The sequence below is a fragment of the Neorhizobium sp. T6_25 genome, from assembly GCF_002968555.1.
In the GTDB taxonomy this organism is placed as follows: domain Bacteria; phylum Pseudomonadota; class Alphaproteobacteria; order Rhizobiales; family Rhizobiaceae; genus Neorhizobium.
The window spans coordinates 26,658-41,557 of record NZ_PVBL01000003.1; the positions used below are offsets into that span (position 1 = coordinate 26,658).

The 14,900-nt window shown below is 61.8% G+C and carries 18 protein-coding genes; 11 read left to right on the forward strand and 7 right to left on the reverse strand.

Going from position 1 to position 14,900, the window contains the following annotated elements:
- Positions 1-57: 57 nt before the first annotated feature.
- Positions 58-1,635 carry a glutamine-hydrolyzing GMP synthase gene (gene guaA, locus C5L10_RS04625; RefSeq protein ID WP_105402449.1) on the forward strand — a complete coding sequence of 526 codons (1,578 nt, stop codon included), beginning with the start codon at positions 58-60 and terminating at the stop codon, positions 1,633-1,635.
- 126 nt (positions 1,636-1,761) lie between these two features.
- Here guaA and C5L10_RS04630 read toward each other — a convergent pair whose 3' ends face one another.
- Positions 1,762-2,364 carry an NADPH-dependent F420 reductase gene (locus tag C5L10_RS04630; RefSeq protein ID WP_105428714.1) on the reverse strand — a complete coding sequence of 201 codons (603 nt, stop codon included), beginning with the start codon at positions 2,362-2,364 and terminating at the stop codon, positions 1,762-1,764.
- Positions 2,365-2,483: 119 nt separating this feature from the next.
- Complete coding sequence (locus C5L10_RS04635) at positions 2,484-3,218, reverse strand: SDR family NAD(P)-dependent oxidoreductase (RefSeq protein WP_105428715.1); 735 nt, start codon at positions 3,216-3,218, stop codon at positions 2,484-2,486.
- Between the two features lie 265 nt (positions 3,219-3,483).
- Here C5L10_RS04635 and C5L10_RS04640 point away from each other — a divergent pair, with 265 nt between their 5' ends.
- A complete protein-coding gene (locus C5L10_RS04640) occupies positions 3,484-4,380 on the forward strand; it encodes a LysR family transcriptional regulator (RefSeq protein ID WP_105428716.1) in 897 nt (298 codons plus the stop codon).
- A gap of 25 nt (positions 4,381-4,405) precedes the next feature.
- On the opposite strand, the gene C5L10_RS04645 is transcribed toward C5L10_RS04640, so the two are convergent.
- Together C5L10_RS04645 and C5L10_RS04650 are read right to left on the reverse strand one after the other, a co-directional pair.
- Positions 4,406-4,867: a GFA family protein gene (locus C5L10_RS04645; RefSeq protein ID WP_105428717.1), complete on the reverse strand. Its 462-nt coding sequence runs from the start codon at positions 4,865-4,867 to the stop codon at positions 4,406-4,408.
- A gap of 41 nt (positions 4,868-4,908) precedes the next feature.
- Positions 4,909-6,336: a coniferyl aldehyde dehydrogenase gene (locus C5L10_RS04650; protein WP_105428718.1), complete on the reverse strand. Its 1,428-nt coding sequence runs from the start codon at positions 6,334-6,336 to the stop codon at positions 4,909-4,911.
- Between the two features lie 97 nt (positions 6,337-6,433).
- Between C5L10_RS04650 and C5L10_RS04655 the strand changes: the two genes are divergently transcribed.
- The gene (locus tag C5L10_RS04655) at positions 6,434-7,045 is read left to right on the forward strand and encodes a TetR/AcrR family transcriptional regulator (RefSeq protein WP_046667324.1); all 612 of its coding nucleotides are present in this window, start codon (positions 6,434-6,436) and stop codon (positions 7,043-7,045) included.
- 54 nt (positions 7,046-7,099) lie between these two features.
- Here C5L10_RS04655 and C5L10_RS04660 read toward each other — a convergent pair whose 3' ends face one another.
- A complete protein-coding gene (locus C5L10_RS04660) occupies positions 7,100-7,657 on the reverse strand; it encodes a methylated-DNA--[protein]-cysteine S-methyltransferase (RefSeq protein WP_105428719.1) in 558 nt (185 codons plus the stop codon).
- Between the two features lie 172 nt (positions 7,658-7,829).
- On the opposite strand from C5L10_RS04660, the gene C5L10_RS04665 reads away from it, so the two are divergent.
- The 5 genes from C5L10_RS04665 (at position 7,830) to C5L10_RS04685 (ending at position 11,212) form a co-directional block, all read left to right on the forward strand.
- Positions 7,830-8,582, forward strand: a complete 753-nt coding sequence (locus C5L10_RS04665; protein ID WP_105428720.1) for a helix-turn-helix domain-containing protein — start codon at positions 7,830-7,832, stop codon at positions 8,580-8,582.
- 96 nt (positions 8,583-8,678) lie between these two features.
- Entirely contained in the window at positions 8,679-9,380 is a 702-nt protein-coding gene (locus C5L10_RS04670) for a nuclear transport factor 2 family protein (RefSeq protein WP_245447918.1), read from the forward strand.
- Between the two features lie 18 nt (positions 9,381-9,398).
- Complete coding sequence (locus C5L10_RS04675; RefSeq protein WP_245447919.1) at positions 9,399-9,893, forward strand: nuclear transport factor 2 family protein; 495 nt, start codon at positions 9,399-9,401, stop codon at positions 9,891-9,893.
- A gap of 196 nt (positions 9,894-10,089) precedes the next feature.
- A complete protein-coding gene (locus tag C5L10_RS04680; protein WP_172716910.1) occupies positions 10,090-10,653 on the forward strand; it encodes a 2'-5' RNA ligase family protein in 564 nt (187 codons plus the stop codon).
- Between the two features lie 76 nt (positions 10,654-10,729).
- Positions 10,730-11,212: a VOC family protein gene (locus C5L10_RS04685; protein ID WP_105428722.1), complete on the forward strand. Its 483-nt coding sequence runs from the start codon at positions 10,730-10,732 to the stop codon at positions 11,210-11,212.
- A gap of 19 nt (positions 11,213-11,231) precedes the next feature.
- On the opposite strand, the gene C5L10_RS04690 is transcribed toward C5L10_RS04685, so the two are convergent.
- A complete protein-coding gene (locus tag C5L10_RS04690) occupies positions 11,232-12,674 on the reverse strand; it encodes a methyl-accepting chemotaxis protein (RefSeq protein WP_105428723.1) in 1,443 nt (480 codons plus the stop codon).
- 132 nt (positions 12,675-12,806) lie between these two features.
- Complete coding sequence (locus tag C5L10_RS33520) at positions 12,807-12,971, reverse strand: hypothetical protein (protein ID WP_172716911.1); 165 nt, start codon at positions 12,969-12,971, stop codon at positions 12,807-12,809.
- Positions 12,972-13,145: 174 nt separating this feature from the next.
- Here C5L10_RS33520 and C5L10_RS04695 point away from each other — a divergent pair, with 174 nt between their 5' ends.
- From C5L10_RS04695 to C5L10_RS04705, 3 genes are read left to right on the forward strand one after another with little or no spacing between them, the layout of a single operon-like run.
- Positions 13,146-13,499 carry an ArsC family reductase gene (locus C5L10_RS04695; RefSeq protein WP_046667318.1) on the forward strand — a complete coding sequence of 118 codons (354 nt, stop codon included), beginning with the start codon at positions 13,146-13,148 and terminating at the stop codon, positions 13,497-13,499.
- A gap of 15 nt (positions 13,500-13,514) precedes the next feature.
- Positions 13,515-13,988 (forward strand): Cys-tRNA(Pro) deacylase, encoded by a 474-nt coding sequence (ybaK, locus tag C5L10_RS04700; protein ID WP_105428724.1) that lies wholly within the window; start codon positions 13,515-13,517, stop codon positions 13,986-13,988.
- A gap of 8 nt (positions 13,989-13,996) precedes the next feature.
- Positions 13,997-14,884: an MBL fold metallo-hydrolase gene (locus tag C5L10_RS04705; protein WP_105428950.1), complete on the forward strand. Its 888-nt coding sequence runs from the start codon at positions 13,997-13,999 to the stop codon at positions 14,882-14,884.
- Positions 14,885-14,900 lie beyond the last annotated feature (16 nt).

The window sequence follows — 14,900 nt, forward strand, 5'->3', positions numbered from 1 at the left end:
GCGATTTTCGCCGCGTTCCCCGTTGCCAGAAAGGCGAAGTTTCTTTAAAGGCTCGCCATGACCCAGATAGCTCATCCCGACAGCATCCTCATCATCGATTTTGGCAGCCAGGTGACGCAGCTCATCGCGCGTCGCATCCGTGAAGCGGGCGTCTACTGCGAAATCCACCCCTTCCAGCATGCAGGCGCAGCATTCGAGAAACTTCAGCCCAAGGGCGTGATCTTCTCCGGTGGCCCGGCATCGGTCACCACCGAAGGCAGCCCCCGCGCACCGCAGGCGGTGTTCGACAGCGGGGTTCCGATCCTCGGCATCTGTTACGGCCAACAGACGCTCGCAACCCAGCTCGGCGGTGTCGTCGAAGGCGGGCATGCAGCTGAATTCGGCCGCGCCGACGTGGAGATCAAGGCGAAGAGCCCGCTGTTCGAAGGTTTCTGGGAAGTCGGCGGCCGCTATCCCGTCTGGATGAGCCATGGCGACCGCGTCACGCAGCTTCCGGACGGTTTCGAGGTCATCGCGACTTCGGAGAATGCGCCTTTCGCCATCGCGGCCAACGAAAGCCGGCACTACTACACCACCATGTTCCACCCGGAAGTGGTGCATACACCCGACGGCGCCAAGTTGCTCTCCAATTTCGTGCACAAGATCGTCGGGCTGAAGTCCGACTGGACGATGTCTGCCTATCGCGCCGAGATGATCCGCAAGATCCGCGAACAGGTCGGCAAGGAACGGGTCATCTGCGGCCTCTCCGGCGGCGTCGATTCCTCGGTCGCAGCGGTCCTGATCCACGAAGCGGTCGGCGACCAGCTGACCTGCATCTATGTCGATCACGGCCTGATGCGCCAGGGCGAGACCGAGCAGGTCGTCGGCATGTTCCGCGACAACTACAATATCCCGCTCGTGCATGTGGATGCGTCCGACCTGTTCCTGACCCAGCTTGCCGGCGTTTCCGATCCGGAAGTGAAGCGCAAGACGATCGGCCGCCTGTTCATCGAAGTCTTCGAGGCGGAAGCCGCCAAGATCGCCGCCGACGGCAAGGGTTCTCCGGCATTTCTGGCCCAGGGAACGCTCTATCCGGACGTGATCGAAAGCGTCTCCTTCTCGGGTGGACCTTCGGTGACGATCAAGAGCCACCACAATGTGGGCGGTCTGCCCGAACGCATGAACATGAAGCTGGTCGAGCCGCTGCGCGAGCTCTTCAAGGACGAAGTGCGCGCACTCGGCCGCGAACTCGGCCTGCCGGAAAGCTTCATCGGCCGCCATCCCTTCCCGGGTCCGGGCCTTGCGATCCGCTGCCCAGGCGGCGTCACCCGCGAAAAGCTCGACATCCTTCGCAAGGCGGACGCGATCTACCTCGACGAAATCCGCAAGGCCGGCCTCTATGACACGATCTGGCAGGCGTTCGCCGTGCTTCTGCCGGTGCAGACGGTTGGCGTCATGGGCGACTACCGCACCTACGACTTCGTCTGCGCATTGCGCGCCGTCACGTCAGTCGACGGCATGACTGCGGACTTCTATCCCTACGACATGAATTTCCTCGGTCGCACGGCCACCCGCATCATCAACGAAGTCCGCGGCATCAACCGCGTCGTTTACGACGTGACCAGCAAGCCGCCCGGCACGATCGAGTGGGAGTGAAGGGGGAGGCCGCCAGGCCCACCCCGACCTTCGCGACTTTGCGGCCTTCAGATATTCGGTCGCGCGCTGCCCGAAGACGTTGGCGCGCGACCAGTTCTCGATATCGATCACACGGACGTAGATCGATCACTGCTCCTTCTTGAACAAATCCTGGAAGATGAGCTGGCCCCAAATGCGGCCGCGTGCATGCACCAGCGCGCCACCCTCGTTGAGCTTTCCGAGCTTGACGGGTGCGAACCCGAGTTGTTTGGCCAAATCCGCCACGGGAGCGATCGCGTTCTCGTCGTCACCAGACAGAAAGACGACCCGGTGGCCGCCCTCGACGACCGGATCGGTAGCCAGGGTGGCTGCGATCAGGTGATTGAAGCCTTTCACGAACCTGGCGCCGGTGAACGACTTCGCGACGAAGGCGGAGGACGGGAGGCCGTCCAGTTCTTCAGGGGGAACTCCAAACGTGTTCGTCGCGTCGATGACTGTCTTGCCTTCCCAGCTCGGCAGGGCCTTCGCAACCTCTCGATGCTCTCCGAACGGGACCGCCAGGATGATCGTATCAGCCTCGAGTGCTTCCCGCAGCGACTTGGCGACGACGTTAAGTCCAATTGCCCGAGCCTGCGGCGCCAACGCCTCGGGCGGACGGCGACTCGCGACGGCCACCTCGATGTTTTTACGGGCGAAGGCGTGGGCGAGAGCCTGGCCTACCTTGCCGAATCCTACAATCGCATAGCTCATGATGTTTCTCCGGTCTTGTGTTGACATTGAATTCCCGGCTCTCAACGGCGCTGGGTTATTTACCGAGCCCCATGGCGCTCCGAACGATCGAACAGAGCGCTCGGCCGGGCGTAGCGGCGTCAGAGTTGTGCCAGGCCGCCGTCGACGGCGACCTCGCTGGCGGTCATGAAGCTGCTGTCCGACGACGCGAGAAAGGCGGCCACCGCTCCGATCTCCGACGGATCGGCCATGCGCTGGAGCGGGGTCATCGAGGCGAAGACCTTCTGGCCCTCCTCGCCGAGTGCTTCCTTCGCGAGTTCGGTCGCGGTCGCCCCGGGCGACAGCACGTTTACGCGGATGCCGGTGCCCTTCAGGTCCTCCGCCCAGGTCCGTGCGAGATTGCGCACTGCCGCCTTGCTGGCGCTGTAGGCGGTGAATGCCGGGGCGCCGGTGGTGCCGGCGCTCGATCCGGTCAGGATGATCGAACCGCCCGGGCCCATCAGCGGCAACGCCTTCTGGACCGTGAAGATCGTTCCCTTCACATTGATGTCGAAGGTTTCGTCAATGTGCTCGGCGGTGATCTCGCCGAGCCGAAGCTGGCTTCCCACCCCGGCATTGGCGAAGACGATGTCGAGGATTCCGCGCTCGGCCTTCACCGCCGCGTAAAGCCGGTCGAGGTCGGCCAGATCGAAGACCGAGCCCTTGACCGCGCGGGCGTTGGGCCCGAGGTCGGCCACAGCGGCGTCGAGCGCTTCCTGCCGACGGCCGAAAATGAAGACGAAGGCGCCCTCCTCGATGAAGCGCTTCGCTGCGGCGAGGCCGATGCCGGTAGCGCCGCCGGTGATCATGGCGGTTTTTCCATTCAGTCTGTTCATGTCATGCATCCTTTGGTCGTTCGGGGACGCCCCCGAGACCCTCGAAATAGGTTTGCCAGCATCAGTTTCTGAGTGTGGAAGCGCGCACATCGGTGGTGCAAAATCGATCCGGCCGGAAGACTGACGCCAGATCGCGACGATCAATGTCCGCCGTTCGGAACTGGGCCGTGCTGATCGACAATAGCTATGATAGCCGCCCGCATTGCTGTACGAAGCGTCGGATAGGGACTTTGGGAAGACGCACCGCGCGGTGCCGGATTGCACCATGATCGACTGGGATGACATTCGATACTTTCTTGCCGTGGCGCGCGGAGGCTCAGTGCGGGCTGCCGCCGAAGGCCTCGGGGTCAATCACTCGACCGTGCTGCGACGCATCGCTCAGTTCGAGGAACGCCTCGGGGCGCAGATGTTCAAAAAGCTGCCTTCAGGCTACCGCATGACGGCTGCAGGAGAGGAGGTCCTCGAACTCGCGAACCAGATGGAAGCGTCGTCGCACCAGCTTGAGACGCGCGTCTTCGGGCGCGACCAGAGCGTACGCGGGCTTCTGCGGGTGACGCTGGCTCCGCCGCTTGCGACACACCTGCTGATGCCGGACTTCGCCGATTTCGCGCGTCTGCATCCGGATATCGAGATGGAAATCCTGTCGTCCGGCGATCTGGCAAATCTGACCAACCGAGAGGCCGACGTGGCGATCCGCGTCGTCTACGACCGCAAGACCCTGCCACTCAATCTTCACGGCCTGAAGGGACCGGAGGTGTTTGGCGGCGTCTACATGTCCCGCGATCGACTGGCCGCATGGCGTGCGGGCGCGGCTGATCCCATCCGGTGGATCGTCATCAGCATTCATGGAATTCCGGATTGGGCCAGCGAAGGTGAGGTTCGAACCACAGGGGTTCCATTCAGGACCACGGGCGCAGAGGCGCAGGTCGTTGCCGTACGACAAGGGCTTGGGATCACGACGCTGCCGTGCTTCGTCGGAGATGCCGACCCCCTGCTGGCGAGGGTGCCGGGCACCGACCTGCACATGTACGGAACGCTCTGGCTTCTCACACAGGGGGAGACACGCAAGACGAAGCGCGTGCAACTCTTCACGGAGTTCGTATCCCGCAGGCTCGCCGCATACGCCCCGCTTCTCGCGGGGCTGTCCATATCGCGCGACTGACGCCCGGCAGGTCGCCGGCGGCCCGCTACAAGCCACTCATGATCGTTTTCCCGACTGCTAACTCGCTCGCGAAATAGCCACTGTACTTGGGCAAGCTATCGGGCATGTCCAGCACGCGACGGTGATAGAATATATCCATCCTAACTGGCGGCAGACGGGCCTCAGGCTCGAAATTGCTGGCCGGGATGAACATCACCTTGAAGGGCCCGGCGCCCGCAACCTCGACAATGGGCTTGCCGCAAGTCCGGCAGACCCCGCGATTGAAGTTCGGCGGCGGACGGTATTTCCTGAACGAGATATTGGCGGCGTTTTTCAGCACTACGTCCCTGGCACGAACAGCGACCACATCCGCGAAGGGCTTATCGTTGAACCCCTGGCAGATCAGGCAGTGGCACCGAAATCTGGCTTTCGGCGCCGTGCGCACCTCGAACGAGCAGGCGCCGCATTCGCATGAGCCGCGTAGCGACAGTGATGTGTGGGTGGTCATCTGCTGATGCTCCGGGGCTTGATTGGATGACGGCATGCTGGTCACCGAAGCATCATGTTGAGGATGATATCGATCGGCTGCCTGAACGGGGCGTGGAGCAGGTTCGAGAGGTTCCAGCGGCCCTGCTCGTAGATCCCCTTGGCATGGCTGAGCGTACGGAAGCCCTCGACGCCATGGTAAGCGCCCACGCCGCTGGGCCCGACACCGCCGAAGGGCAAGTCATCCTGGGCGATATGCATGATCGTCCCGTTGATAGTAACGTTGCCTGAGGTTGTTCGGCTCAGCACCATGCGTCGGTCTTGATCGTCGGCACCGAAATAGTAGAGCGCGAGCGGCCGAGCCCGGGCATTCACATAGGCAATCGCATCGCCGATGTCGCGGTAGGGAAAGATCGGCAGGACCGGGCCGAAGATCTCCTCATGAGCGATGCGCATGGTGTCCGTCACGCCGAGCACGACGGTTGGCGCCAGCGTGTTGGGGCGACGGGATGCGTCGCCAGGCCGGTTGCCGACCTCGACGATCCTCGCTCCCTTGGCGCCGGCGTCCTCCAGAAGGCCCCGGAGCCGGGCATGGTGCCGCTCGTTGATGATGGAAGTATAGTGTTCACTCGTGGGCCCGTCCGCATAGAAGGACGCCACTTTCCGGTCATACACCTCGACGAACGACTCGACGTCGTCTTCGTGGACGAGTGCGTAATCGGGAGCGATGCACGTCTGGCCGGCGTTGAGCAGCTTGCCGAAAGCAATGGACGCCGCCGCCTGGTCGAGGGAATGGCCTTTGGCGACGATGACCGGCGATTTGCCTCCCAGTTCGAGGGTGACCGGGACAAGGTTGTCGCTGGCAGCCTTCATCACCGCCCGCCCCACTGCGGTGCTGCCGGTGAAGACGAGATGGTCGAACGGCAGGGCCGTGAATGCGGCCCCGACAGTCGCATCACCGGTCACCATCGCGAACTGGTCCTCGGAGAATATCTCGCCGAACATTTTTGCGAGTAGCGTATTGGTACCGGGCGTGAACTCCGAGGGTTTCAGCATCACCCGGTTTCCGGCCGCGATCGCGGTCGCGACCGGCATCAGCGCGAGGTTCACCGGATAGTTCCACGGCGACATTACGCCGACGACGCCAAGCGGCTGATATTCGATCCGGGCCTTGCCCATCCGCATGTGCAGAGCAACGTGGCGGCGGGTCGGCGCCATGAATTTGCGAAGGTTGCGGATCAGATATTTCGTGCCCTCGGCGACCCCTCCAACCTCCATGATCGCCGTCTCATACCTCGAGCGATGCCCGAAATCGGCATTGATGGCATCTTCGATCGCCTTGCGGTGCCCAATTAAGGTGGCCCTGAACCTGACCAGATCAGCGCGTCGCTGCGCCAGAGAGGGCGCCCCGTCACGCAGGAACGCAGTACGCTGGGCGGCCAGGAGAGTGCCTAGCCGATCAGCGTCGGTGGTATTTGCGATTGCGTTCATGGCCCACTCCAATGTAGACAGGGGAAACTTATGCCATTGACATAGGCACTTAAGTAGCCACTGTCAACAATGTAGTCACAAGTAACTTCGAGGTGCCATGCAGGACACACCCAGCCGCCCCTATCACCACGGTGATCTCCGTCGTGCGATTATCGAGACGGCGTTGGATATGCTTGCCGAGGAGAAGGGCTGGCAGTTCACGCTGCGGGAAGTCGCCCGCCGGGCTGGCGTAAGCCACGCGGCACCTTACAAGCACTTCCCCGACAAAGCCGCGCTGCTGGCAGAACTCGCGATGATCGGGTTCGACCGGCTGCGCGAATCCCTGTCGGCTGCGAAGCCTGAGGCGCCCGAAACTCTGCGCGACGAAATCACTCCGATAGCTCGAGCCTACCTCGCGTTCGGAACAGAGAACCCGGCTCTCTACCGCCTGATGTTTAGCGCGGAGGAGGGAAAAGCGGTGGGAATGCATCTCAATGAGCGGGCGCTGGCGGTATTCGATATTCTCCGCGAAATCCTCCGGCTCGGCCAAGCCGCAGGCAGCATTCGCAAGCGGCCCATAGAAGGTCAGGCGGCAGCCGGCTGGGGGCTCATCCACGGCTTGACTATGCTTGCGATCGATGGGCTGCTGGTGCCCGAGAAGGTGGGATCGGCCCCCTTGGATGCCGCCTTGAGCGCGCTGGTGGAGGGGCTGGGGAGCCCAGCAACATGACACGAGCCGGGCACCGTCGCGGAGACGGTGCCTGCTGTCTTGTCGTTCAGGGCGTCAGAACCCCAGGGATTGCTGTGCCGGCTCCGGCGGCGCCAGGCGCACGCCTTCGAGTTCCAGCATGCGGGTCTTCGACGTCGAGCCGCCCGGAGCCGAGAACCCGCCGATCTTGCCGCCGGCGGCAAGCACGCGGTGGCATGGGATGATCAGCGCCACAGGGTTTTTCGCCATCGCCTGGCCGACGTCGCGAGCGGCCTCAGGACCGGCGCCGAGTTCCTTGGCGATCGCGCCATAGGTCGTCGTATGCCCCCAGCCGATCCGGCGGGCGGCGGCATAGATCTGCTTGAAGAAATCGTCCTGTCCTTCGAGATCGAGTTTGACCTTCGAGAAATCGACTTCCTCGCCCGCAAAATAACGCTTCACGGCGTCGACGGCTTCCAGAACCTCGGCCGGCGGCGTGCCCGGCTCGGCTTCAGGCAGCCGACGCTGCAGCAGCTTCTCGGTCGAATCCGCGCTTTTGGTGGGCAGTTGGAAACGAGTGATACCGATCTCATTCCAGGCGATCCCGCAGAAGCCGGCTGCGGTTTGGAAAATCAGGTATTGATGCGTTGTCATGAGGAAACTTCCGCATTGTGATTGACCTTAAAATCGTGCCTTAGGCTCAAGGATTCAACCCGTTTCTTGCCTGCAAGGGCGAAGTTCTCACAGAACTGTTGGTTGAAGTTCCCGGGCCGCTCCTTAAATTTTCCCTATGAGCGGATCGCAACCATTGGCTGGAAAAGCGCAATTGACGGCGGAGAGGCTGCACACGCCTCCCGGCGGCGGACGCTTTGCGATATCGCGCCTGGCGCTCGGGCTTTTTCTCGTCGATCAGGAGCGCCACCGGATTGCCATCGACTCGGACAAGCGGCTACATGTGCCGCTGAAAGCCGGCGAAGGCTGGATCCTGCCGGCCGGTGCGACGGGCATCTGCGAATACGACGAGGCGCTGTCTTTCCTGAAGCTCGAAGTGCCGGAAAACCTGCTCGCCGATGTGGGCTTCGAACATCATTCGGACTTCCGGCCTGTGGTCGGCGCCTTCGACCCGTTGCTGGCGCAGCTTGCTCATCAGACGGCCTCGATTGCCGGTCATGCGTCGGCGCTCTACCGCGAAACGATGCAATTGGCGCTCGCGGCACACCTCGCCCAAATCCTGGCTCTGGCACAGCCGAGGCTTGTCGGCATCGACGACCGGCGGCTGCACCGCGCGCTCGACTACATTCACGACAACCTCGCCGCCAATCTGTCACTGGAAGACATGGCAGCCGAAGCGGCAATGAGCCGTTTTCATTTCGTGCGGGCATTTACCAAGGCGCTCGGAAGATCGCCGCTTCAATATGTCATTCATGAACGGATGGAGCTGGCGAAACTGTTCCTGAAGACGACCCGCCTGCCGATCTCCGCCGTTGCCGCGCGCGTCGGTTATGAAGACGTCTCGCGGTTCGGCCAGCATTTCCGTCGCCACACGGGCACAACGCCCGCTGCCTTCAGAGCCAATTGAAGCAATAATCACATAACGAACGCCAAGAACCGCGCCTGTGCCGCGGCGGCAAAGCTGCCAACCTCCCGTCATTCGACATGAGACAGGAGAAACGCCATGGAAGCCGCAGCTGTTTCAACCTTCTGCATCTCGGTGATGGGCTCTACCGCCATCGCGGAGGATATCCAGACCCGTAGAGTTTCCTTTGAGAACCGAGGCGCGACGCTCGCCGTGCCGGGTGAAAAATCGGAGCTCTGGCTCGACGGTATCAGCCAGTTCGATTTCTACGACCGGCCGGAGCCGGTGACGATCGCGGCGGACGCCGCGGCAGCGCATTTCACCCGCGCCAACGCGTCTCGGCGGGTCGCTCCCCAAGATCGGGCGGCGATCATAGATGCAATTACCGACATCGCCGCCGGCGCCGACAGGCATCAATGGGGCCGCGTCCGGAGTGCTTTCGCAAAGGATGTCATGCTCGACTATACGAGCCTTTGGGGAGGCACGCCGACGACCCAGGCGGCCGACGACGTAATCCGGCAATGGTCCGGTTTCCTGCCGGGTTTCGACGAGACGCAGCACCTCGTGACCAATCACGCGATCACGAGCCTTGAAGGCACGAAAGCAACCGCCGAGGCCGATTTCCAGGCCACCCATCGTATCGGGACCGACCTCTGGGTGCTGACGGGCCACTACCGCTACGAACTCGTCAAGGTTAACGCCGCCTGGAAAGTGTCCGCGCTGACCATGACTGCGACGCACGAAACCGGCGACCGTGGGCTGGTTGCACGTGCGGCCGAACGCGCCCCGAAAATCCGCTGAGCCTTGAAGGAGGACCCTATGTTCGAAACCAGCTTCCGAGCGCTGCTCGTCACCGCCACCCTCTTTTCAGGAGTGCCCGCCATGGCCGCCAGCCCCGAACAGAACCGCAAGGTCATCACCGACTATTATGCCGCCTACGGCAGCGGCGACATGACCAAGATGGCATCCTTCTTCGCCGATGACATCGAATGGCATATTCCGGGCCACCACCCGCTTGCGGGTACTAAACGCGGCAAGGCGGAAGTCGCCGCGTTTTTCCAGCAACTCGGAAAGGCCGGCTTTCGCGCGGAACTCATCGCACTGATGGCCGACGAAAACTGGGTGATCGACATGCATCGGGGCTGGTCGAACCGTGACGGCGCCAATGTCGATACGGTCTGGGTGCTCGCCTTCCGCATCGAGGACGGCAAGATCAAGGAAGCCCGCAACTTCTCCTACAATCAGGCTGCCGCCGACAGCTTCTTCTGGCAGGCCTATCAGCTAAAGCCGGTGCCGGACCGGCTCGCGAATTAACCATGATTGCAATTGTTCCGCATTTGTTCTTTACTCATCCAGGGAGTCCCGCTAGGTTTCGTTCAACGGCATGAGGTCGCATTACTATGACGGTAGCAAGATGAGCTTGCGCAAGCACGCTGGCCAGCCTTCGCTCCCCTTTGGCGAAGGCTGGCTTTCGAAACCGGCCCCGCCTGCTCGGCGCAAGAGCAAGCTCATGTTCGTGCTGAAGCCGTCCAATCCCCTCGGTCTCATCATGCATGGCGACGCAATGATCCACGCCGCGAACGAGAATACCCGCGACGCCTATCCAGCCGACCTTCTCCATATGAGCCTGCTCTGCATAGAACAGTTCGAAGAGCCGCCCATGCCGCTTATTGAAGCAACCAAAATGGTCGCAGCCAGCCTCCAGGCGAGACCTGTCCCGATCACGCTCGACAGCAGCGCCCTGTTCGGAGGCAAGCGTCATCTTGCCCTCTATCGCGCCAGGGGCAACCCGGTGGTCGTCCAGTTCGCGCAGATGCTGCGCCGCGCTCTCGCCCGTCACAACCTTCCGAACGACTGGATGGCGGACACTACTCCGCATGTAACGCTGATCTATGGCTGCGGGCGCATAGAACCCATGCCCATCGAGCGGAATTATGCCTGGATCGCCGGTGAGTTCATGCTGGTCTACAGCCATTACGGCGAGACGCGGCACGAGGAATTCGGAAGATGGAGCTTCGATCCGAATGCTCCTGCCTATCCGACGCGGCCGGAACAGCTCCGCATGATGATCTGAAAGAATTTCGCCAGGCGAGTCGGATCGGCGGGCGCCTGGGCGTCCTCTGGACGATCGCCCGCTTGAGGAGAGAACAATGGCCATCCAGAAGCACAAGATCGTTCCGCATCTCTGGTTCGATAACAACGCGGAAGAAGCCGTCAATTTCTATGTCTCGGTATTCGAGAACTCGAGGATCACCGATGTCTCGCGTTTTGGGGATGCCGGTCCCGGGCTCAAGGGTTCGGTGATGGCGATGGGCTTCGAGCTCGAGGGTCAGAATTTCGCGGCGATTAACGGCGGACCTTGGGCGAAGTTCAACGGCGCGGTTTCCTTCCTTGTCCATTGTGAGACGCAGGACGAGATCGACCACTATTACGACAGGCTCGTCGAGGGTGGCCAGCAACAGCCCTGCGGTTGGCTGACGGATCGTTTCGGGCTGGTCTGGCAGGTCACTTACACCAGGATGCCGAAAATGCTGACGGATAGCGATAGCGCCCGCGCCTATCGCGTCATGCAGGCCATGTTCTCGATGAAGAAGATCGATATTGCAGCGCTGGACGCGGCCTACGCGGCATGACCGAGGCCGCCTCCCTATATCAAACCTTGATAGCGAGACGCAGACCGCCCCAATGGCGCCCGTTGACGGTGATCGGGGCGGAAATGTCCTTCATCAGCACAAACTCACCGCCGCCCATGTCGCGGCGGTAGGTCTGTAGCAGAAAAGGTTCCTTGTTGCGGCCGGCCGCCAGGCCCACGCGGTCGTTGAAGATGCGCCGGTTGCGGCAGTTGGCAGTATTCCAGGTCACGTCGCCTGGACGCTGACGCTGCGAGAATTTTCGATTGTGGGTCGGCAGGTAGCCGTTTTCATCTATGGCAGCGCAGAATGCGACCTGCGCGTCGCCTTCGGCCGCCCGTTCCTGGACGGGCGGCAGCACGGTATCGGTGAACTCCGTAAAGCGCGTCATGTACTGGACAGGATCGCTACCGGGGATCGCGACATATTGCCGGTCGAACAATGCGCCAAGATCGATGCGGCCGGATTTTATGCCTGCCTCGAAGGCGGAGGAAACCTCGGCGGCATAGGCCATGACTGCACGGATATGGGGAGTGTCGGGGGTTTCGATGCCGGCGCTTGCCGTCGTCTGGATCATCCGCTCGGAAATCGTCACCACCTCTCCGACGCGGGACGAGGTCTGCTGCAACTGATCATTGGATTTCAGGATCGCGCTTGCCGCGGAAGCAATCGACGAGGCGAACTCGCCGCATTGCCTGTCGACCGTTTCGGTCGTTCCGGCGAGCGAGGACGCCTTGTCGAGGATCTGAGTCATGACGCCTTCGACGCCCTTGAACGACCCCTGAACCTTCATCGCGGTCGTCTTGACGCCCTCGGCCGACTGGCTGGCGCCTTCGCCGGCCGTTACCAGCTTGTCGATGCGGCTGTTCAACTGATCGAGCGTGGCCTGGATCGAACTCGTGGTCTGAGAGGTTTGCAGCGACAGCGCGCGTACCTCCGCGGCGACCACGGCAAAACCCTTGCCGGCTTCGCCGGCACGCGCCGCTTCGATCGCGGCATTCAATGCCAGAAGGTTCGTCTGCCGGGCGATCATACCGATCGCATCTGCCAAACGTCCGACGTCTCCGAGCGCCGTGGAAAACAGCTTGATCTCGGCGCCGATTTCCTGGGACGCATGGACCATGTGATCGATCGCGGTGATCGAGCCGGAAAGCTGTTCAGCCTGCTCGCCGAGCACCTTGCGCGCGTTCGCCGTCAGCTTGTCGGATTCCTGAAGGGAGCGGGCAACGTGGCCGTTGGCGTCCGCGATCGATTGAGCGGACTGCGTCAGGCGGCCAAGCAGTGTCGCATGTGCGGAGGATTGTGCAGCCGTATCCTGGATAGCACCGGCAATATCGACCAGATGGAGGCCGAGCGCGGAAGCCTCGTTCGCCAGCTTGGCGACGGACCTCTTCAACACATCGCCGTCGACGGATACAGGCCCCGACGGCGCTTCTTCCCTGACAACCTGCCCGACCAAATCCACATCTCCCGGAATATTAGGAGAATATAGGATGGTATGGTTAACGGACAGTTTCCGCGGGTACTCGGCAAAGCCTTATACTTAAGGCTGAGATGCAAAGCCCCTTCCCAGCCAAGCAAGGCCGGGAATGACGGATCAGCCGAGACGATCGAAAGCCTTCGGGTCGATGCCGAGGGTGGTCAGGTCGCGGTTGTTCGGGCGGCGATGGTTTTCCACGGCAGCCGAAACCGAGATTGCGGCGCTCATAACTGCGAAGGCGCGGCCAATGGCGCTGCCACGGATTTTTTTCTGTACGGACATGTGAAACTCTCCTTTTTCGTTCTGCTAAAATATGATGCCTGTGCTGTTTTTGTGCAATGCACAACGGGACAGGGGAGCCATGCAACTGTCACATAACAACCGTTAACCACGGCGAAAGGCTTGCACGGCAAGGGGTGCCCTTGGTATCTGTCGAGCCCGAATAAAGAGGCTTCGATGGCAATCACGATCTACGGCATCAAGAACTGCGACACGATGAAAAAGGCGCGCGACTGGCTCGACCGCAAGGGCGTCACCTACACTTTTCACGACTATAAGGCCGAGGGCATCGACCGTGCTCATCTCGATACCTGGACGGACCGCGCCGGCTGGGAGATCGTGCTCAACCGAGCCGGCACCACGTTCAAGAAAATCGATGACGCTGACAAGGCAAACCTCGACCGCGAGAAGGCGATCACCCTGATGCTTGCCCAGCCTTCGATGATCAAGCGGCCGGTGCTGGAAGCGGACGGGAAGCTGATCGTCGGTTTCAAGCCGGAGGTTTATGAAGAGGCTTTTGCCGGTATCTGAACCCAGGATTCATCCATGTCCAAGACAACCCGTGCTACCCAGATGCTCGAAAAAGCAGGCGTCGCCTTTGCCACCGTCACCTATGAATACGATCCCACTGCAGACCGGATCGGGATGCAGGCGGCCGAGGCGATCGGCGAGGAGCCGCGCCGTGTCTTGAAGACGCTGATGGCGGAGGTGGACGGCAAGGCGGTCTGCGTCGTGGTGCCGTCGGACCACGAGGTTTCGATGAAGAAGCTCGCGGCCGCATTCGGTGGCAAATCTGCGAGCATGATGAAGCCCGCCGACGCGGAACGGGCAACCGGCTATCATGTCGGCGGCATCAGCCCCTTCGGTCAGAAGAAGCTCGTGCCGACCGCGATCGAGATCACCGCGCTCGACGAGCCGCATGTCTTCATCAATGGCGGCCAGCGCGGATTGCAGGTGCGGCTGGACCCGAAGGCGGCCCGCGATGCACTGAAGGCGGTCACCGCGCCGCTGGTGGCGTGAATGCGATCATGAGTGATATGACCTCGACCCTTCGAATTCTCGAGCCCTATCCGGGGATCTTTGCCTATTACGACGGACGGGTGCCTGGCAAACGGCTGCACGCGAAAACCACGAACTGGCTGGACGACGGCGCCTATTCGCTCGGCGTCGCTTCCTATGCGATCGTCGATCAGGGCGAGGCGCTGGTCTATGACACGCATATCTCGCTAGACCACGCCAAGGCGATCCGCACCCATCTGGAGGGGCTCGCTGTCGCGAAGATCCGCGTCGTGCTCAGTCACTGGCACAAGGATCATATTGCCGGAAACGCGATCTTTTCCGATTGCGAAATCATCGCGCTGACGCTGACGGCCGAAAAGCTGAACGAAAACCGAGAGAAGATCGAAAGCGCCAACCCGCCGATCTCACCGCTCGTCATGCCGACCACCCTGTTCGATGGCCGGTTGGACCTGACGGTCGGCGCCCGCCGGATCGAACTGCATCATTTCGCCATCCACAGCGCCGACGGCAACGTGGTCTGGATGCCGGACGAACGGCTTCTGCTCGCAGGCGACACCCTGGAAGACACCGTCACCTATATTTCGGAAGCCGCCGAGATCGGCACGCATATCGCCGAACTCGCCCGGATGGCCTCCTGGCCGATCGCAAAAATCCTGCCGGCGCACGGCGATGCGGAACGGATTGCGGCCGGTGGTTATGAGCCGGATCTGATCGACGCCAACCGCGCCTATCTGCGCCACATGGCAGGCGCCATCGCCGCGGATCAGGATATCGATCCCTCCTTGAAATCCTTCGTCGAGGAGGAAATCGCCTCAGGCGCCGTGCTCTATTTCGCACCCTACGAAGAGGTTCATGCCAGCAACATCGCCGCGGTCAAGGCGGCGCTGTTGCGCTGAAGGGCTATTGTCCCAC